The organism is Haloarcula marismortui ATCC 43049 (genome assembly GCF_000011085.1).
GTDB lineage: Archaea > Halobacteriota > Halobacteria > Halobacteriales > Haloarculaceae > Haloarcula > Haloarcula marismortui.
Window position 1 is genome coordinate 2,493,767 of the sequence record NC_006396.1, and the last position, 17,774, is coordinate 2,511,540.

A 17,774-nucleotide genomic window follows, 5' to 3' on the forward strand; every position below is an offset into this window, starting at 1 on the left:
TGTGATGCGCCGCTCCTCGAAAAGCCAGCAACGCCCCGATGACTACTCCTCGGCGAGATAGTCGTCCTGTACGTCGATGACGTCGCTCGAATCCTCGCAGTTCGCGTACCGTTCCAGTGGTTCCTCGTTCAGTTCCAGAAACGTGTGGCCCCAGGAGAACGTCGAGAGAATCCGCTCGGCGTGGTCGTGCTCCCCGAGAATGGCGAGCGCACCCGCGAAGGCTTCGACGGTATTGAGCTGAAAGGCCGTGCCGTAGTTGACCGGGTTGCCGGCGACGAGGAAGGGGAGCGAGCGGTGCACCCCTTCGAGGTCGAACGCTTCCCGTTCGGCGGTCTCCCAGGAACAGTCGAGTGCAACCAGACGGCTGTGGCGAGCGCCGTCGCCGGCGGTCGGTCGGTCCGCCGGAGACAGCGCCTGCTCGGCGAAGGGGTTGAGCACGATGCCGGGCGGCGTCGACCGCGTCGCGCGGTGGAGTTCGGCCTCGTCCATCCGGGCCAGTTTCCGTGCGCTACATTTATCTGGGTCGTCGTCACCCTCGTACCGGACGTGCAGTTCCACACGAGCGCTACTACGCTGGCGAATAAAAGCGACTCGTTCAGTGACACTGTGCAAACACTGTTATAGCCGGAATTGGTTGTACAACGTGTGCTTTCAGAGGGGACGGCGGCACCACTGTTCGAACTGCCGGCGCTCGTCGATGGCGACTGCCAGCGAGTCGAACTATCCGACTATCTTGGCGAGGACGTGGTCATCCTTGCGTTCTATCCGGCGGATTTCAATCCGGCCTGTGACGACACGTCCTGTGATCTGGACGAACTCGACCTCTTTACGATGCAGAAGGACGTGACGATCCTGGGCATCAGCCCGGATTCGGTGTATAGCCACCGGGCCTTCGCCGACCGCTACGGCCTGAAAGTCCCGCTCCTGTCCGACACTGACCACGATGTCGCCCGTGAGTACGGACTCGACTTTATCGACGATATCGGCCAGCAACTGATCGAGCGCGCTGTCGTCGTCATCGACCACGACGGCGACGTGCAGTACGCCTGGAGTACCGACAACCTCCAGCAACTCCCTCGTGTCGGGGAAATCAAGGACGCTATCGCCGACACCGGTGGCGACGACACCGCGTTCGCCCGCTACCGCGTCGGCCACGCCCACTACACTGAGGGACGGCGCGCGTTCACGTCGGCGATGGGGGCCTTCCGGGAGTCGGAGTGGATGGTCGCACAGGGCGACTTCCAGCAGGCACGCGAGGAGTTCGCCGACGCCGAAGACCACTTCGACACCGCTGTCCGGTTCGTCGACGACGAGTCCCTGAAACCGATCTACGAGGACACAAAGACGAAGGCGAACTCGCTGTGGCAGGCCAGCGACTGGCTCACACAGGCCGCTCGCGCCTACTCTAGCGGGGACGGTGCCGAGGGCCAGCAACTCCGGGACGACGCAGAGCGGCCGCTTGAAGCTGCCCGCGGCTACAAGGAACCACCCGACCCCGACGGTCCGTGGCCGCCAGATCTGGAGACACTGAAAAAAGAGACGGACAACGACCGGCCGACGTTCCTCACACAGGACGAGACCGCTGTGGATACCTCGCTCGACGTAGACATCGACGCAGAAGTCGAGCGGACAGACAACGAGCTGACAGAGACGGCGTCGTCGGCTACCGAGTCGCTGGAGTCGACGCCGTCATCTGAAGCCGCCGATGCGGCCGACGACATACGAGACACAGCCGACGATCCGACGGCAGAATCGACCGAGGGGACGACGACGGGGACAGCTACCCAGTCAACGAATCCACCGACCGCAACCAACGACGCGACCGCTCACGCGGACCAGTCGACAGCGGCGGAACCCGATGCCTCGTCGGTTGACGATGCCTCACCGGAGTCGGCACCGACGCCTGACGGCGAGGGTGAGCTTTCGGATGTCGACGACGCTGATATCGAGGAGATTCAGGCCGAACTGGCCGCCAGCGAAGCTGAGAACGAGCCGACGGACCCGCTGGACGAGGCCCCGACCGCGATGGTTGAAGAGCCTCCCGACACGGTCGGCAGCGCGGACGACGACACCTCGACACAGGACGCGTCGGACGGCGAGCAGTCGACCCCCGACGCGTCATCGGACGCCGCCACTGACTCCGAGACGGAGACTGACGACGCAGTCGAACTGGATCTGGCCGACCCGATGGCCGACGGTGACGGCGGCGACACGGGAGAATCAGCCGACCCCGAGCAAGCTGCCGATTCGGTCCCGGACGCGGCTGACGAGACATCCGACGCGGAGAGCGATAGAGACACGGGTGACGAACCCGAACCAGGCCCGTGACGCGACCTGCTCTCCGTCAGCGGACGCGGGCCTACTACGACGCCATCGACGGCGACGACTACGACCAGTTGGCCTCGCTGCTCGCCCCGTCGTTCGTCCACGACCGCCCCGACCGGACCATCGAAGGCCGGGACCGGTTCGTACAGTTCATGCGTGAGGAACGACCCCAGACAGACACCACGCATCCGCTCGACGGCCTTTACTGTCGCCAGAAAGACAGCGCGGTTGAGCCGGCCGACAGCGACGACGCGACGACGGCGGCAGTCATTGCTCGCGGCCGCTTGCTCGATGCTGAAGGCGAGTGCATCGTCGGGTTCGTCGATGTGTTCACCTTCGCTGGGGACGACATCGAGCGAATAGAGACGTACACGCGCTGAATCCTGCCCGTCGCGGAGTTGCTATTTTACTGTCCGGGCAGCGACAGCTGAACGCCGTACATCGACCCGTCGGTCTCGGTCCCGACGAGCGTGTCCATGGTCCACGGCGTTTCGCTGACCGCGTCGCGGAACTCCGACGGCGTGACCAGCAACAGGTCGGTCCACGGGCCGGCCAGCCCGTCGTACTCGACGCGGAAGGTCCGGTAAGCGACACCGGGCTGGGTGCGGTGGGCCGCGTCAGTCTCCGGCTCTGCCCGGTCGAGCGTGTCCATGTCGGCGACGAGTCGGCCACCGGGCTGTGTCACCGCCGCCAGTTCGGTGAGCGTCGTCCGGAGGTCGGCCAGCGAACTGCCGAGGCCGAGTTGTTTGCCAAGGGCAACGACCGTCTCGAATCCGTTGCCCGGCGGCCGTCGGAGGTCGCCGACCACGGGACGCGTGACGCCGCGCTCGCGGGCAACCGCGACGGCTCCCGGACTCCGGTCGACGGCCAGCACGCTGTGGCCGCGCTCCTGTAGTGGAAGCGTGTGTCGCCCGACGCCACAGCCGGCGTCGAGGACACGGCCCGTCACCGCCGAGAACAGGTTCTGTTCGATGGGATGCCACGCCGATGGCGGCTCGAAGTAGCCCGAAAGATGTGCTTCAGTCAGATCGTCGTCGTCGCGGCGATAGCGGGGCCGTTCGGCGAGGTCCCCGCGGTGGAAGTCCAGTACCATCTGCCCGAAAGCGTCGTCCAGCATACTTCGGCGGTGCCGGCGAACGAATGTAATACTGTATTGAAATATGGTTTCGTGTAACACACCGCATACGGGAAAGCGGGACACCGGCCGAGCGCAACGGACCGCGGTGGCCTACTCTTTCTCGCCGGCTCCGACGGCGCTCTCACCGATTTTCTCGGAGCCCTCGATGACTTCCTGGCCGCCCATGTACGGGCGGAGCGGCTCGGGCACGGTGATGGTTCCGTCGTCGTTCTGGTAGTACTCCATGATGGCGACGAGGACACGCGGGACGGCGAGTCCGGAGCCGTTCAGCGTATGGAGGTAGTCGGCGGATTCGTGGCGTTCGGGGCGGTAGCGCAGGCCGGCGCGGCGCGCCTGGAAGTCCTCGAAGTTCGACACCGAGGAGACTTCGAGCCAGCGGCCGCCGCGGTCGGGACCGTCCTCCATGTCGTCGCCGGGTGCCCACACCTCGATGTCGTACTTTTTCGCCTGTGTAAAGCCCATGTCGCCGGTACACATGTCGAGCACGCGGTAGGGCAGTTCGAGGCGGTCGAGCACTTCGGCGGCCTCGTCAAGCAGGCTCTCAAGCCGGTCGTAGCTGTTCTCGGGCCGGACGAAGTTGACGAGTTCCACCTTGTGGAACTGGTGGACGCGGACGTACCCCCGCGTCTCGGTCCCGTGCTCGCCGGCCTCGCGGCGGAAGTTCGGCGAGAACGCCTGATGTTTGACCGGCAGGTCGTCATCAAGTAAAATTTCGCCGCGGTACATGTTGGTGACCGGCACCTCCGCCGTCGGGAGCAGCCACAGGTCATCGCTGTCGTAGTCGTCGTCCTGTCTGGCTCCGACGCGGTAGGCGTCCTCGGCGAACTTCGGAAGCTGGCCGGTCCCTTCCATCGAATCGGAGTTGACGGGAATCGGCGGAAGCACGTCGACGTACTCCTGTTCGCGGTGGACGTCCAGCATGAACTGGATGAGGGCGTGTTCCAAACGTGCCCCCTCGCCCTTGACGAACTGGTAGCCGCCGCCGGACACCTTCGCGCCGCGCTCGAAGTCGAGCAGGTCCAGATCCTCGCCGAGGTCGTAGTGGGGCACCACTTCGTCGGGCAGGTCCCGGAGGTCGTCGAACCCCTCGCGGTAGCGCTCGACGTTATCGGCCTCGCCCTCGCCGGTCGGGACCGACTCGTGGGGAATGTTCGGCAGTTCTAGCAGCGCCTCTTCCAACTGGGACTCCAGTTCGTCGGCGCGCTCCTCGATATCCTGCAGTTCGTCTTTGAGTTCCTGCGAGCGGTCGATGGCCTCCTGGGCCTCTTCGTCCTTGCCGTCCTGCTTGAGCTCGCCGATCTTGCTCGACACCTCGTTGCGCTCCTGTCGGAGCCCGTCGCCTTCGGCTTTCAGTTCCCGCCACTCCTCGTCTATGTCGAGGATTTCGTCGAGGTCGACGCCCGTGACGCCCTTCCGCTCGATAGCGTCACGGACCGTCTCGGGGTGCTCCCGGACGAACTGTCTCGATAACATGGCCGACGGTTCTCGACGGCAGAAATTAGTCGTGTCGGTCCCGCGGTGGGGCTGGCCCTGCCCGCCGACCCCTCCGTCGCCCTATGCCTCGCCGCCGACCTTGACGGCCAGCACCGGCACCGGCGAGGCCCGAACGACCGACTCGGTGACGCTGCCGATGAGTTCCCGAGATGGCCCGGTTCGCCCCTCCGTCGCCATCACGACGACGTCGATATCGTGGCGTTCGACGTAGTCTACGACTTCCTCGTGGGGAACGCCCTGCTTGACCGCCGTTGTCACCGTGTCGATGCCGGCGTCTTCGGCCTGCGCGCGCAGGTCGTCGACGGCCTGCTGGCCGGCGTCGGCGAGGCGGTCGAAGATGCTGCTGTCCTCGAACTCGGGAATCTGGTCGACTACCTGCTCGGTTTCGAGGACGTGCAGCGCGTACAGCCTCGCATCGTGGCGCTGTGCGAGGTCGATGGCGTGTTCGGCCGCGGTGGCGGACCCCTCGGAGCCGTCGGTCGGAACGAGTACGGCGTCGTACATACAGTGGTGTTTCTGATTCCGGGTAAATGGCTTTGCCCTTCCTTTTGCCTGACTGTCACGACAGCCACAGCATAACGGTTTTGCCCCCGCCGGTCACGAGGACGTGTATGGGAATCGGTGACGTTCACGAGGTGACGGTCGGGGACTGCATAGATGTCCACTACGTCGACGTCGGGATGTACGGCGTCGCCGAGTACGGGCCCGTCTACATAATCGACGCCGAGCGACCGGCGCTGGTCGACACCGGCACCGGCGCGCGACACGAAACCATCCTCTCGGCGATGGAGTCGGTCGGGATCGCGCCCGAGGATCTGGAAGTCATCGCGGCGACCCACGTCCATCTGGACCACGCCGGCGGAGCCGGCTACCTCGCCGAGGACTGCCCGAATGCGACGGTGTACGTCCACGAGTCAGGCAAGCGCCACCTCGTCGACCCCGAGCGGCTCTGGGAGGGGACCAAACACGCCGTCGGTGACCAGATCGAGTTCTACGGCAAGCCGATCCCGGTCGCCGAAGACCGTATCGAGACGCTAACTGACGGCGACGTGATCGACCTAGGTGACCACTCCCTCGAAACTCTGCACGCGCCGGGCCATGCGCCACATCAGGTCGTCTTCTACGACCCTGCCATCGACGGTGTGTTCACCGCCGACGCTGCCGGCATCTACAACCCGTCGACCGACGAGATGCACGTCACGACCCCGCCGGTCAACTTCACGCTCGACCAGGCGCTCGACGACGTGGCGATGATACAGGACCTCGACCCGGACATCCTCATGTTCGGCCACTTCGGTGCCGTCGAAACCGGCGATAAGCTGGAAACATACACCGAGATACTACCTGAATGGGTCGCCGAGGTCGAGCGAAAACGCGAGGAACTGGACGACGACGAGGCGGTCATCGATTACTTCGTCGAGCGGGCCGACACCGATACCTGGGGCGAGCGAAAGGGCCGCGCCGAGATGCGCCTGAACGTCCGCGGCGTCCTCGTGGCGCTCGATAACCGGGACGAATAGCCAAACGTCACAGAGGCCTGACACTGCGGTCCCAATGGAGCCCCCGTGTGCCGGTGAGTGAATGCGTTTATACGAGGGCGATGCGTTAGGCTGGACAGATGGAGGCCAACTGTGGCTGGTAGTTCGGGGCTACTGATTCCGCTTGTCGCCGGTATCATCGGGCTCGGTGTTCTTGCACAGGTCCTCGCAGCACGACTGCGGGTGCCTAGTATCATCTTCTACCTGCTGGTCGGTGTCATCATCGGCCAGCCCGGACTGAACATCATCGGTGACGGCACCTTCGGTGGAGCGCTGTCGGCAATCGTCGGCTTAGCGGTCGCAATCATCGTTTTCGAGGGGGCCTATCACCTCCGATTCGACCGGCTACGCGAGGCTCCGGCCGCGACGTTCAGACTCGTTACCGTCGGTGCGGCTATCGCACTCGTGGGCACCGCTATCGCCGTTAAGTTCGCGTTCAGCTCCGCGGCCGTCTCCTGGAACCTCGCGTTCCTGATCGGTGCGCTGCTGGTTGCGACCGGGCCGACCGTCATCACGCCAATCCTCGATGTCGTTCCGGTTCGAGACCGCGTTGCCGCCGCGCTGGAGACGGAGGGGATTGTCAACGACGTGACCGCGGCTATCATCGCCGTCGTCATCTTCGAGACGGTCAATCCGGTGGCGTCGAGCGAGGGACTGTTGCGGGCGTTCGCACTCCGGTTGGGAACGGGCCTGCTCGTCGGCCTCATCGTCGCCGGTGTGTTGTACTACCTCCTCCAGTACGTCGACCTCTCGCCCGGTGACGCACCGCGGAACTCCCGACTGCTCGTGCTCGCCGGGGCGCTCATCGCCTACGCGGGCGCGAACACGATAGCGACCGAGGCCGGTGTCGCCGCCGCCGCCACGGCGGGGATGGCGCTCGGGAACGTCGACCACCCGTACGAGGAGGACATCGAGGAGTTCAAAGGCGATATCACGCTGCTGGTGCTGTCGTTCGTGTTTATCGCACTGGCGGCGCAACTGGAACCCGCCTCGCTCATTGATGTCGGGCTAGCGGGCATCATCGTCGTCCTCGCCGTCGCCTTGTTCATCCGGCCGTTGCTGGTGTTCGTCTCGACCGTCGGTGACAGATTCACCACCAACGAGAAGCTGTTCGTCAGCTTTGTCGGGCCGCGTGGTATTATTCCGGCGTCTGTTGCCACGCTGTTTGCCGTCGAACTGAACGCCGCAGCCGAGGAGGTCACTGGGGCACAGGCTGAACTGCTGGGGACGCAGGCCGATATCCTGCTTGGCACTGTCTTTCTCGTTATCTTTGCGACCGCCCTGTTTGAGGGTGGACTGGCGCGATTCATCGCGGAAAAACTGGATGTGATACCAATGCGAGTCATCATCGTCGGCGGCGGACAGGTGGGCCGAGCGCTCGCCGCACGCCTCGAAGACCGGGGCGAGAACGTCGTCATCATCGAGCAGGAGGAAGAGAGCGTCGAACGAGCCCGCAACGAGGGGTACGCCGTCGAGATCGGCGACGGCACCGACACCGACACGTTGCGGTCGGCCGGGGCTGAAAACGCCAAAACCGTCGTCGCGGCGACCGGTGACGACGACGCGAACCTGCTGGTGTCACAGCTAGCGAGTTCGAAGTTCGGCGTCGAGCGGGTCATCGCCCGCGCGAACAATCCGGACAATGTTGAGGCCTTCGAGGACCTCGGCGTTCGCACCATCTCCTCGGCGATGGCGACGGCTTGGGCCATCGACAACCAGATCGAGCGCCCCGCTATCGCCCACTGGATGACCGATGTCGGTCGGAGCGGCGATGTGCAGGAGGTCGAGGTCAAGAACCAGGAACTCATCGGGAAGCCGATCCGCGATGTCGGGCCGATGCTGCCCGACGCCTGTCTGGTCGCGCTCGTCAGCGGGGAACTCCACGAAAACGCCGAAGTACCCACAGCAGACTATATCCTTGAGGAAGGCGACATGGTGACCCTGCTGGGCCGTCGAGAGTCCGTGCGCGACGGGATGAAGATGGTCAGCGGCGACTAGTCGTCGGTAAGATGGGCAACGTCTGATTCGTCGACGCCTGCTGTCCACGGCGACTCACCGCGGTCGCCGTCAGTTTTGTACGTCCCGCGAGCGCTCGCGATGTGATGGCCATCGGTGTCGTACACTTCTGCATCGACGACTGAGACGCTCCCGCCGTTTCGGATCACCTCCGCCTCAGTCCGTAAATCGGCGGTCGCTGGCGCGAGGTAATCGATCCGCATGTCGACCGTTGGCGAGACGGTGCCGGACTGTGAGATGACGGCCGCCCCGCCGACGGTGTCGACGAGCGAGTACGTGACGCCGCCATGTGCGATTATCGATTCGGGGTTTGAGGAGTGGCCGTCCTTTAGCGGGAGTTCGCCCGCCGCATAGCCATCGTCGACGGCCGTTATTTCCATCCCTAACTGCTTGACAAACGGGATGTCGTTGAACATCGATTTGAGACTCATGGCTATCCCCACGGAATCGAGTCTGATAAGCTTCCGAGAACGCACAACAACGGGTCAGGCGTGGTCGGTTTCTTAGGACACGTCCCGGTTAGTCGCCTGCCACTGTTCCGTCACGCTCTCGTCGCCCTCCGTGGCTTCTTCGGGGAGCAGATGCTCCGGACGACGCAAGTAGCTCGGTTTCTGTGCGAACGCTTCGATTCGCTCCCACTCTTCCGGTGTGATGTGACCGTCCATACAAAGTATATGTTATTGACACTACTTTAACCCTTACAATAAAACCTAAAATTAATTTATAGTGACTAGTCATCTACAATCCCGAACTGCCACTATCGCAGCGCGTACACCGAGAATGAGGATGCCGGTAGACTGTAGCGGCCTTGCTACCGGCCCCCGCTTCCTATCAGCATCCCTCTTTGCCCCCCTGATGACCTAATATGATTTTAGGCAGATATGTGGGTACTACTATATGTTTGCCGTAGCTACCGGATGCTATGCAACCACAGCGGGCGACGTACGTCAAGAAAGCCTGTGCCTACATCACCAGAAACGGGTCGGAACTGCTGGTGTTCGACGGGCCGGGGCACGACGGGCTACAGATACCGAAGGGAACCGTTGAACCAGGGGAAAAACCGCGGGTCGCCGTACAGCGAGAGGCTGTTGAGGAGAGCGGTCTCGCTTCATTCGAGCGCCTGCAACACATCGCCACCGACGTCTGGACGCGCCGCGAGTCGCCCCCGAAGCGGTACGTGCGGTCGTTCTACCACCTCCCCGTTCACGAGTCCCGGGACCACTGGGTCCACACCGTCACCGGGACGGGCGAGGAACGCGGCGCAGAGTTCGAGTTCTCGTGGGTCGACCTCCAGACCGATGCCACCTTCGCACTTGATCTTGACGACTATCTCCACTCCCTGACGAGTCCCGCTGAGGCGACGACAGCCGGCGATGTGGCTGCCGATTAACGACTTCTTCTCTCAAATATCGCTCGTGCAAGCGCCACAGCGGTCGCAAATGACGGATTCATAAGAACAGACTCGAAACCGACGGATTCGCAAACGTCGTGCTGGGGCAGAATACTGAAACCGCGCTGACAGCGGCTGCTCAGGGCAGTCGGAACTCGATAGCCGCGCCCTGACCGAAGCCGACACACTCTGTCGCCAGACCCAGCTCCGCGTCGCGGCGGTTCATTTCGTGGACGAGCGTCACTGGAAGGCGCGCGCCAGAGGCCCCGAGCGGGTGGCCGATGGCGATTGCGCCGCCGTTGACGTTGTAGATGTCGTCGTCGAAGCCGAGTTCGCGCTGGCAGTACAGACACTGGGAGGCGAAGGCCTCGTTGAGTTCCACGAGGTCGTAATCGTCCGTCTCGCGGTCCGTTCGTTCGGTGAGTTTGCGAACGGCGGGGACCGGACCGATACCCATCACAGTCGGGTCGACGCCGGCGACTTCGTGGGAGCCGATCTCCGCCAGCACGTCGAGTCCGCGGTCTTCCGCGAACTCACGGGAGGTGACCATCAGCCCCGCCGCACCGTCAGAAACCTGCGAGGCGTTGCCGGGCGTGACCGTCCCGTCCGACTTGAACACCGTCGGTAGCTGGGACAGCTTTTCGAGCGTGGTGTCGGGGCGGATACCCCCGTCTGCGTCGAGCTGTCCGTCCTCGGTCTCGATCGGGACGATTTCGTCGTCGAAGCGACCGGACTCCGTCGCGTCGGCGGCGCGCTGGTGGCTCCGGAGCGCGTACTCGTCTTGCTCCTGCCGGGCGACCTCCATCTCGCTGGCGACCTTTTCGGCGGTCATCCCCATCTGGAGCTCGCCGATGTTGTACTGCTCGGCCAGCCGCGGATGGACGTTGTGGGTGTTTTCGTCCATCTGCACGCGGGACATCGACTCCACACCGCCGGCGATGAGCACGTCGCGCTGGCCGGCCGCGATGGCGTCGGCGGCCCGCATCAGCGCTTCGGCGGAAGACGCACACCAGCGGTTAATCGTCGATGCGGGGACGCTCTCGCCGAGGTCCGACAACAGCGCGATGACGCGAGCCATGTTGTTGCCCTGTTCCCCGCGCTGCTGGGCACAGCCCCACAGCAGGTCGTCAACGTCCTCGGCCTCGACGCCGGTCGACGCGAGCAACTGGTTGATAAGCGGCACAGAGAGGTCTTCGCTCCGGACGCCGGCGAGTGCGCCGTCCTCCTTTCCCTGTGGCGTTCTGACTGCATCCACGATGACAGGTGTGGGCATGGACAACGGAACGTCTCGGCCTGTGTTAAATCCTGACAAACTCGACACAGTGGGGGAACCGTTGTCGGCCGACGGCCTGACCGCGGTCGAGCAGCCGTTTCACTCCCGCTCGAACCCCGGCGGGAGGCCGGCGTGTCTGAGCCCTTCCCGCTTGTCGATGTGGAACCGGTAGATGGTGACATCGTCGTCTTTGATTGCGTCCTCAAACACCTCCGGCCGCCACGCTCCGTCAAGCACCTCTGCAAGATCGGCCCACTCGGATTCGGGCACAGCTTCGATATTGCCCTGTAGCAGGACACTCTCCCAGTGGAACATCGATTCGACTTTGTACACGAGCACGGTCGCGTCCGCTGCCGCCTCGGTCAACCGTTGCTTGCGACTCGCCGACCCACCGATGAAGGTGAAATACAGCGAGCTGTCACCATCGTACCCGAACGACAGTGGAATCATGTACGGTCCGCTCTTGGTCGGCAGCCCCAGCACACCGACCCGCTGGTTCGACAGAAACGCCGCAATGTCGCTGTCGTCCATGTGCGTGAGTCCGGCCGCCTCGAGTGTGTCTATTGTCATATAGGTGTAACTTCGATCGAAACCTGCTTAATTAATTCGGCTATTCCTCGATACAGAGAACTCCCCGTCAGGACATTCCCGGTCACCGTTACTCCTCCTGTGTTGCACCCGGAGCGTGGCGCTTGATCCGCTCGATGGCGGCCACGGCTTTGTTGCGTTCGGCGTACCCCTCGCCGGAGTCAGCGATGATTTTGCCGTTGCGGTGTCGGAGCCGCCAGCGCCACTCCTCCCCTTTGTCCTCGTACACTTCGAACGCCGCGCTCCCGATAGCCAGCAAGTCGGCGTCGGCGGCGTAGGACTGGACCCGCTCGACGGCGTCCATCGCCTTCGACCGGTTCGCGTACCCCTCGCCGCTGTCGGCGATGAGTTCGCCGTTGTCGGCCCGCAGCCGCCAGCGCCACTCCTCGGCAGCGTCCTCATACACCTCGAAACGGTCATCGACCGCGGAGTCGGGTGCGAGTTCGCTGACTCGACGGGCCGCCCGCCGGGCGTTCGACCGGGAGCTGTATCCTTCGCCGCTGTCGGCGAGGATGTTACCGTTGCGGTGGAGCAAGCGCCAGCGGAACTCTCCGGCGGCGTCGGCGTACACCTCGTAGGCGACGGGGTCGACCCTGAGGTAGGCCGCGCCGGGGACGTGTGCGCGGACGCTCTGCAGCGCCCGTCGAACGTTGGACTTCGAGGCATACCCCTCGCCGCTGTCAGCGAGGATGTTGCCGTTGTCGTGGCGCAAGCGCCAGCGGAACTCCCCCGCCGAATCCTCGAACAGTTCGAACGTCGCGTCGCTCTCGGGGGCCGGCACGACCGGCACGTCCTCGGCGGTGTCGTCCTCGGTCGCGTCCTCGAAGAAGACGACGGCCCCGCCGGCGGCGTTGGACTGCACGCTGCGAAGCCCCTGCATCGCCTTCTGGCGCGAGGAGTACCCCTGCGCGCTGTCGGCGATGACGTTGGCGTTCCGGTGGCGGAGCCGCCAGCGGTACTTGCCCCCAGCGTCTTCGTACAGTTCGAATGTCGCCTTGCTGTCCATCGCAGCCGCGATGGTGGCGTGGGCCGCGGCGAGTTCCGCCTCGCTAGCCTCGGTCACGGTCGCCAGTTCCTCGCGGGCGGCCTCGCTGGTCGCTAACTGCTCGGCCAGCCTGTTGCGCTCGCGGGTCGCTCGGTCGGCGGTCTGGGACTGCTGTGTCGCTTCCCGGGACGCCCGGTCGGCCTCCTGTGTGGCTTGCTCGGCCACTTCAGTTGCGTCCTCTGCCGTTTGAACGGCTTTATCGTACGCTTCTTTCCGTCCAGTCAGCAACGGCGAGACGACCGCCCCGACAGCCATCAGCCCGAGGCCGACGATATACAGCGTCACTGCCGGGTTCCCCTCCGGGCCGGTCCAGTTCGAGGGGTAGAACGTGGTGAACCACACCATCGCGACCAGTCCGACCACAGCCCCGAGGTATGTGAGTATCAGCCCACGTCGTGTCAGCGGCAGTCTGATTGTCGGTCCCGCAAACAGCGAGATGAGACCAATCGCACCGAGGAGATAGCCGAACTGTCGGGGCGTGCTCCGCGACGCTGTCAAATAAAACAGAAGCAGGCCGACGATTCCGAGTACGATGCCGATGACAAACAGCCAGTACCCGTAGGCCTCGTCGTCGGTCGTCGGCTCGCCGATGCGGCTCCGATACACTGCGAGTAATGTGTTACCAGTTGCCATGTTTGAAACACACAGGGGTGGTATATTACCTTGGTGTCGGCCATCGGGGCTTCGAGTGACTTATACCGGTTGCGTGGTAACATCAGTGGGAATGAGCAATCCGGAACTGGATGTCGTTGAGTTTCTGCTGACGGCCACTATTTACAGCGAGCGGCGGGACCTTGAGCCGGACGACCTGCCGGCCTCGTACCGGTCCGTCTTCTGGAGCGACGGCGAGATCGAACGGCCGCTGTCGGTCACCAACTCAACCGCGAGCGAGGCCACCGGTGTCGAGCGGCCCTGGGCGGCCATCTCCGGCTTGATGTTCACCGACCGCGACGATTTCTCGGGGAGTATTTCCATGACGGACCGCGACCTCGCCGAGGAGTGGTTCCTCGAACGGGTCGACGCCTCGGACCTCGAAGACAACCCGGTCCTGGCGAAAGCCTTCGAGGACCAGGTCGAGGGCGCTGACTACGAGCGGGCCCGCCAACAGAACCGACCGTCGCGCGCCGACCGCGCGTTCATCGACGCTAAACTGGAGGAGGCGTTCGACACCGACGACGAGGACGACGAGGAGATGCTCGACCTGGTCGATGTGCGCGCCCCCGAAGAGGTGGAAATGACGCTTGCCGACCTGGTGTTGACCACTGACCAGGAAGACGAGATCCAGAAGATCGTCAAGGCCATCGAACACCGCGACTACCTTGCCCGGATCGGCCTGCGCGAGATCGGGAAACTCCTCTTTGTCGGCCCGCCGGGGACCGGCAAGACCAGCGTCGCCCGCGCGCTGGCGCATGACCTTGACCTCCCCTTTGTCGAAGTGAAGCTCTCGATGATCACCAGCCAGTACCTCGGCGAGACGGCCAAGAACGTCGAGAAGGTGTTCGAGGTCGCAAAGCGGCTTTCGCCGTGTATCCTCTTCATGGATGAGTTCGACTTCGTCGCCAAGACCCGCTCTTCCGACGAACACGCCGCGATCAAGCGCGCCGTCAACACCCTCCTCAAGAGCATCGACGAGATTTCACTTATTCAGGACGAGGTGTTGCTCATCGGCGCAACGAACCACCCTGACCAGCTCGACGCCGCCGCCTGGCGGCGCTTCGACGAAATCGTCAACTTCCCCAAGCCGGATAGCGGCATGCGCGCGGACATCCTCCGTATCGTCACCCAGCAGATGGAGATCGACGACTTCGACCCGGAGACACTGGCCGACCTCACCGAGGGGCTGACCGGCAGCGACCTTCGGCTCGTGCTCCGTGAGGCCGTGCTCAATGCTCTGACCGAGGAGCGGACGACGCTCACACAACAGGACCTCGAAGACGCCATCATCGACTTCGAGGAGCGGGACAACCTCAAGAACATGGACATGATGGACGGCGACGCCGACGCGCTGGTCGCCGGGAGCGGCGGCTTCTCCGGCGACGGCGGCAGCGACCACGACCACGACCACTGAGCGATTGCTTACCCGCTCAGGCACCCGTTCTGGCTATCGGTATGAGCGATTTACTTATCAATGCAGGAACCATTCGGTAGCCATGGCTGACGACAGCGTATTCACCGAGACAGACGACCCCGCCGAGTCGTGGGTTGACGTTCGCATGACTGACCCGCAGGAAGGCGAGTGGGACGTAGACGTGGTTATCGCCGAGAAGCAAGTCGAGTACGTCGACCTGCGCATCCGCCCGGAGTTACTTGAGGGATTCTTCGAGTGTCTGTTCGACGACCTCGCCGACGAACGCGCCCAGTCCCTGCTGGTGGCGACGATGGAGCGACAGGGCATCGACCCGGCGAACCTGTTCGATAGCCAGTAACGAAAGCGAGGGGCTTAGGCGGGTCGCACTCTGAAGGACCGGTAATGGAGGTCACGCTGCTTGGGACCGGCGACACGACGGGGACGCCGACTGTCCAGTGCGACTGTGACACGTGCGAACGGGCGCGCGACCCTGACGAGGAACTCCGGGCCAATGTTCGCGAGCGCGGCATCGACCCTACCGGCGGGGTCGAACGGTCGCGCTTCTCCGTCGCCGTAGAGAACGATACAACCGGCGAGTCGTTGCTGGTCGACCTGAGTCCGGACTTCCGTCACCAGTTCCTCCGCGAGTCGGTCCCGCTGCCGGACGCGGCTATCATTACGCACATTCACTTTGACCACCTCGATGGCCTCGGCAATGCCTACCGTTTGTTCGACGAACTGCCGGTCCACGCCGCCGACGAGACGGACCCGGTGACTGACGAGAGCGTCGCTGAGGCCGTCCGGAGCCGCTATGACTACCTTGACACGGTATCGGTCCACGCACAGACGCCGCTCGAGCCGTTCACCGTCGCCGGCTTCGAGGTGACGCTCGTCCCGGTCACGCACCCGCCGCTTCTGTGTTACGGCCTGCGCATCGAGGAACCACAGACCGGTGCAGTGCTGTCGATTTCCGGGGACACCTGTTATGACGTGCCCGACCGCTCGAAATCCGTGCTGACCGGGGCCGACCTCGCGCTCGTCGAGGGCATCGTTCACCCGGAGGCCTGCGAATACCACCCGAAAGGCGGCACGCACCACAACGAGGACGGCGTTCCGAGAACCTTCGGCACGAAACACATGACCCTGCCCGGCGCGCGGGACTTCGCTGCCGACATCGAGGCCGACGACTACCGTATCGTCCACACCGCGCACTACGTCCCCGCGGACAGGGCCTTCGCCGACGACATCGGACTCGACGGCGAGCAGTTCATGCTCTGACCCGGATTCGGCTGGGTGAAACGGACCGTAGATTATAGGCCATGGCAGCTAATGCCGTTGTATGGACAGGCGCGGCATCGCGGAGGTCGGTGGGCTGTCGCTGGCTGGCGGCGTCCTCGCAATCGCCGTCCAGCAGGGTATCGTGGGCAGTATCGACTGGGTGCTGGTGGTGGGACTGGTCACCTGTGTCGGTATCGCGGCCGCGGCGAACTATCAGGCCAGAACGAAACACGCGGCCAAAGTCGCTACCGAAGCACCGGCGGTGACCGAAGACAACTACGAACAGCACGGCCGCCCGACCGCTGGCGACGGCGGTTCCCCTCCCGATGACACCCCCTCGACGGACGACACCCGGTAGCGGTGACAACTTCTCGTGGCTATCCGAACCGATCCAGTCCCGACTGGCGACGCCCGCGTCCGTCGGGGTCTGCCCGCCACGGCGTCCGCTCGGCCCGGAGTGAGTCGCCGTCGACGGCCGGCGGGTCGGCTGCCTCGTGCCCACCGCAGTCCGGGCCGCAGTCGTCGCTTTCGCGGACAGCGCGGTCCTTCCACTGGCAGTACGGAATTCCGTCACTGTCGGGTGAACAGCGCTCACATGCGGGGTAGTCGAAACTCCGCCATCCCTTGCCGTACGCTCGCTCGGCCAGTTGCCGACGCGCGCGGGCCTTCTCCGAAGCGCCGACCATCCGCACGTCCGTCTGGACCGGCCGCTCCGCAAGGAGTTCGACGCCAGAGTCGTCGGTCGACAGTGGTGTCGCCTCTCGACGGACGTCTATCGTTCCGCTGTCGGCGTCGAACCGCCAGACGCCGACTTCCTCGGGAATCCGGTTGAGGTGCGCCCCGGTAACGTAGGACGCTGTCGCCAGTACGACGCGGTCGGCGAGCGCGAGCGACACGTCGGTCCGCAACTGTGATTCCAGATCGCCGGGGCGACTCAGGTCGGGCTTGTTCTCGATGGCGACGATTTCGCCGAACCAGTCGGGATATCGCGTCGTCTGTCGGACGTATGTCCGGCCACCCCGACGCTCGCGCTCGAAAAACCCTCGCTCGGCGGCCAGCTCGACGGCCCGCTCGGCGCGGTCGGGGTGACAGTCGAAGGCGTCCTTCCAGTACCGCGCCCGACCTGGGCCAACGTCGCTTTCGATGGCCGCCGTCGGCAGCCGTTCGGGAGTGATGGCCGCCCGCTCGTCGAGTTCAGGACCCGGCTCAACGACGACGGTGTCGAGGACGCGCCGGCCGTGGACAGCGCCGCCGAGCTGCCGGCTCACCAGACGGCCCTCGCGCTCAAGATGGGCACACAGCGCCAGTTCGAAGTCGAACTCCCGCACGACCGGAGGCAGGGCTGGGACGGGCAAAAGCCCCGCGCCCGGTTACCGGCTGGCGACGAAGAAACAGATCAGCGCCGCCAGCGCGAGGACCGGACTCTGTGAGAGTAGCGTCAGCAAGCCGAGGTAGACAGTTAGCACTCCCAGCAGGGAACGGCCGGTCAGGGGTGGATACGTCGGCCTGTACAGCTCGGGGTCGGCGTAGGGCGCAGGCTGGTACATTACAGTGAAACAATGGTCCCGAACGCCGATAAGTATAATCTGAATGATATTTCTGCGGGAGACACGCATCGGGG

20 protein-coding genes are annotated in these 17,774 nt (G+C 64.2%); 9 read left to right on the forward strand and 11 right to left on the reverse strand.

Translation table 11 applies throughout. The features are described 5' to 3' along the window. Window positions 1-42: 42 nt before the first annotated feature. Window positions 43-558 carry a DUF367 family protein gene (locus RR_RS16495; protein WP_049939057.1) on the reverse strand — a complete coding sequence of 172 codons (516 nt, stop codon included), beginning with the start codon at window positions 556-558 and terminating at the stop codon, window positions 43-45. An 87-nt stretch (window positions 559-645) separates the two neighbouring features. Between RR_RS16495 and RR_RS16500 the strand changes: the two genes are divergently transcribed. Both RR_RS16500 and RR_RS16505 read left to right on the forward strand, forming a co-directional pair. Beyond that, window positions 646-2,328 carry a redoxin domain-containing protein gene (locus tag RR_RS16500; RefSeq protein WP_049939058.1) on the forward strand — a complete coding sequence of 561 codons (1,683 nt, stop codon included), beginning with the start codon at window positions 646-648 and terminating at the stop codon, window positions 2,326-2,328. Further along, complete coding sequence (locus tag RR_RS16505; RefSeq protein WP_004960512.1) at window positions 2,325-2,705, forward strand: nuclear transport factor 2 family protein; 381 nt, start codon at window positions 2,325-2,327, stop codon at window positions 2,703-2,705. Before RR_RS16500 ends, RR_RS16505 begins: the two co-directional genes overlap by 4 nt. 26 nt (window positions 2,706-2,731) lie before the next feature. On the opposite strand, the gene RR_RS16510 is transcribed toward RR_RS16505, so the two are convergent. The 3 genes from RR_RS16510 to RR_RS16520 form a co-directional block, all read right to left on the reverse strand. Then, complete coding sequence (locus tag RR_RS16510; protein WP_004960499.1) at window positions 2,732-3,442, reverse strand: class I SAM-dependent DNA methyltransferase; 711 nt, start codon at window positions 3,440-3,442, stop codon at window positions 2,732-2,734. Between the two features lie 111 nt (window positions 3,443-3,553). Continuing rightward, window positions 3,554-4,936: a serine--tRNA ligase gene (gene serS / locus RR_RS16515; protein WP_011224444.1), complete on the reverse strand. Its 1,383-nt coding sequence runs from the start codon at window positions 4,934-4,936 to the stop codon at window positions 3,554-3,556. Between the two features lie 81 nt (window positions 4,937-5,017). Beyond that, complete coding sequence (locus RR_RS16520; protein ID WP_011224445.1) at window positions 5,018-5,461, reverse strand: universal stress protein; 444 nt, start codon at window positions 5,459-5,461, stop codon at window positions 5,018-5,020. Window positions 5,462-5,568: 107 nt separating this feature from the next. On the opposite strand from RR_RS16520, the gene RR_RS16525 reads away from it, so the two are divergent. Together RR_RS16525 and RR_RS16530 are read left to right on the forward strand one after the other, a co-directional pair. Next, window positions 5,569-6,477: an MBL fold metallo-hydrolase gene (locus RR_RS16525; protein ID WP_004960493.1), complete on the forward strand. Its 909-nt coding sequence runs from the start codon at window positions 5,569-5,571 to the stop codon at window positions 6,475-6,477. Between the two features lie 111 nt (window positions 6,478-6,588). Beyond that, entirely contained in the window at window positions 6,589-8,493 is a 1,905-nt protein-coding gene (locus tag RR_RS16530) for a cation:proton antiporter (protein ID WP_049939059.1), read from the forward strand. Here RR_RS16530 and RR_RS16535 read toward each other — a convergent pair. Both RR_RS16535 and RR_RS22525 read right to left on the reverse strand, forming a co-directional pair. Continuing rightward, entirely contained in the window at window positions 8,490-8,942 is a 453-nt protein-coding gene (locus RR_RS16535) for a PaaI family thioesterase (protein WP_011224448.1), read from the reverse strand. The genes RR_RS16530 and RR_RS16535 overlap by 4 nt on opposite strands. Window positions 8,943-9,014: 72 nt before the next feature. Next, on the reverse strand, window positions 9,015-9,176 hold the full coding sequence (locus RR_RS22525; RefSeq protein ID WP_011224449.1) for a hypothetical protein: 162 nt from the start codon (window positions 9,174-9,176) through the stop codon (window positions 9,015-9,017). 257 nt (window positions 9,177-9,433) lie between these two features. On the opposite strand from RR_RS22525, the gene RR_RS16540 reads away from it, so the two are divergent. Next, the gene (locus RR_RS16540; RefSeq protein ID WP_004960485.1) at window positions 9,434-9,901 is read left to right on the forward strand and encodes an NUDIX hydrolase; all 468 of its coding nucleotides are present in this window, start codon (window positions 9,434-9,436) and stop codon (window positions 9,899-9,901) included. Window positions 9,902-10,040: 139 nt separating this feature from the next. Here the strand turns inward: RR_RS16540 and RR_RS16545 are convergent, their stop codons facing one another. The 3 genes from RR_RS16545 to RR_RS16555 all read right to left on the reverse strand — a co-directional run bounded on the left by RR_RS16545 (window position 10,041) and on the right by RR_RS16555 (window position 13,440). Further along, window positions 10,041-11,174 carry a thiolase family protein gene (locus tag RR_RS16545; protein WP_011224450.1) on the reverse strand — a complete coding sequence of 378 codons (1,134 nt, stop codon included), beginning with the start codon at window positions 11,172-11,174 and terminating at the stop codon, window positions 10,041-10,043. Between the two features lie 99 nt (window positions 11,175-11,273). Continuing rightward, window positions 11,274-11,744, reverse strand: a complete 471-nt coding sequence (locus RR_RS16550) for a pyridoxamine 5'-phosphate oxidase family protein (protein ID WP_011224451.1) — start codon at window positions 11,742-11,744, stop codon at window positions 11,274-11,276. 88 nt (window positions 11,745-11,832) lie between these two features. Beyond that, complete coding sequence (locus RR_RS16555; RefSeq protein WP_011224452.1) at window positions 11,833-13,440, reverse strand: DUF1508 domain-containing protein; 1,608 nt, start codon at window positions 13,438-13,440, stop codon at window positions 11,833-11,835. Window positions 13,441-13,531: 91 nt separating this feature from the next. On the opposite strand from RR_RS16555, the gene RR_RS16560 reads away from it, so the two are divergent. From RR_RS16560 to RR_RS16575, 4 genes are all read left to right on the forward strand, one after another. Continuing rightward, window positions 13,532-14,875, forward strand: a complete 1,344-nt coding sequence (locus RR_RS16560) for an ATP-binding protein (protein WP_049939060.1) — start codon at window positions 13,532-13,534, stop codon at window positions 14,873-14,875. An 82-nt stretch (window positions 14,876-14,957) separates the two neighbouring features. Then, entirely contained in the window at window positions 14,958-15,233 is a 276-nt protein-coding gene (locus RR_RS16565; RefSeq protein ID WP_004960471.1) for a hypothetical protein, read from the forward strand. A 44-nt stretch (window positions 15,234-15,277) separates the two neighbouring features. Beyond that, window positions 15,278-16,153: an MBL fold metallo-hydrolase gene (locus RR_RS16570; RefSeq protein WP_011224454.1), complete on the forward strand. Its 876-nt coding sequence runs from the start codon at window positions 15,278-15,280 to the stop codon at window positions 16,151-16,153. A gap of 61 nt (window positions 16,154-16,214) precedes the next feature. Further along, window positions 16,215-16,511, forward strand: a complete 297-nt coding sequence (locus tag RR_RS16575) for a hypothetical protein (protein ID WP_004960466.1) — start codon at window positions 16,215-16,217, stop codon at window positions 16,509-16,511. Between the two features lie 19 nt (window positions 16,512-16,530). Here RR_RS16575 and RR_RS16580 read toward each other — a convergent pair whose 3' ends face one another. Beyond that, a complete protein-coding gene (locus tag RR_RS16580) occupies window positions 16,531-17,481 on the reverse strand; it encodes a DUF5787 family protein (protein WP_049939061.1) in 951 nt (316 codons plus the stop codon). Between the two features lie 42 nt (window positions 17,482-17,523). Next, a complete protein-coding gene (locus RR_RS16585) occupies window positions 17,524-17,700 on the reverse strand; it encodes a hypothetical protein (protein WP_004960459.1) in 177 nt (58 codons plus the stop codon). Window positions 17,701-17,774 lie beyond the last annotated feature (74 nt).

Coding starts and splice junctions, on each gene's coding strand:
- RR_RS16510 (WP_004960499.1), bottom strand. CDS start 3,442: ATGCTGGACGACGCTTTCGGGCAGATGGTACTGGACTTCCACCGCGGG.
- serS (WP_011224444.1), bottom strand. CDS start 4,936: ATGTTATCGAGACAGTTCGTCCGGGAGCACCCCGAGACGGTCCGTGAC.
- RR_RS16520 (WP_011224445.1), bottom strand. CDS start 5,461: ATGTACGACGCCGTACTCGTTCCGACCGACGGCTCCGAGGGGTCCGCC.
- RR_RS16525 (WP_004960493.1), top strand. CDS start 5,569: ATGGGAATCGGTGACGTTCACGAGGTGACGGTCGGGGACTGCATAGAT.
- RR_RS16535 (WP_011224448.1), bottom strand. CDS start 8,942: ATGAGTCTCAAATCGATGTTCAACGACATCCCGTTTGTCAAGCAGTTA.
- RR_RS22525 (WP_011224449.1), bottom strand. CDS start 9,176: ATGGACGGTCACATCACACCGGAAGAGTGGGAGCGAATCGAAGCGTTC.
- RR_RS16540 (WP_004960485.1), top strand. CDS start 9,434: ATGCAACCACAGCGGGCGACGTACGTCAAGAAAGCCTGTGCCTACATC.
- RR_RS16545 (WP_011224450.1), bottom strand. CDS start 11,174: ATGCCCACACCTGTCATCGTGGATGCAGTCAGAACGCCACAGGGAAAG.
- RR_RS16550 (WP_011224451.1), bottom strand. CDS start 11,744: ATGACAATAGACACACTCGAGGCGGCCGGACTCACGCACATGGACGAC.
- RR_RS16555 (WP_011224452.1), bottom strand. CDS start 13,440: ATGGCAACTGGTAACACATTACTCGCAGTGTATCGGAGCCGCATCGGC.
- RR_RS16560 (WP_049939060.1), top strand. CDS start 13,532: ATGAGCAATCCGGAACTGGATGTCGTTGAGTTTCTGCTGACGGCCACT.
- RR_RS16565 (WP_004960471.1), top strand. CDS start 14,958: ATGGCTGACGACAGCGTATTCACCGAGACAGACGACCCCGCCGAGTCG.
- RR_RS16570 (WP_011224454.1), top strand. CDS start 15,278: ATGGAGGTCACGCTGCTTGGGACCGGCGACACGACGGGGACGCCGACT.
- RR_RS16575 (WP_004960466.1), top strand. CDS start 16,215: ATGGACAGGCGCGGCATCGCGGAGGTCGGTGGGCTGTCGCTGGCTGGC.
- RR_RS16585 (WP_004960459.1), bottom strand. CDS start 17,700: ATGTACCAGCCTGCGCCCTACGCCGACCCCGAGCTGTACAGGCCGACG.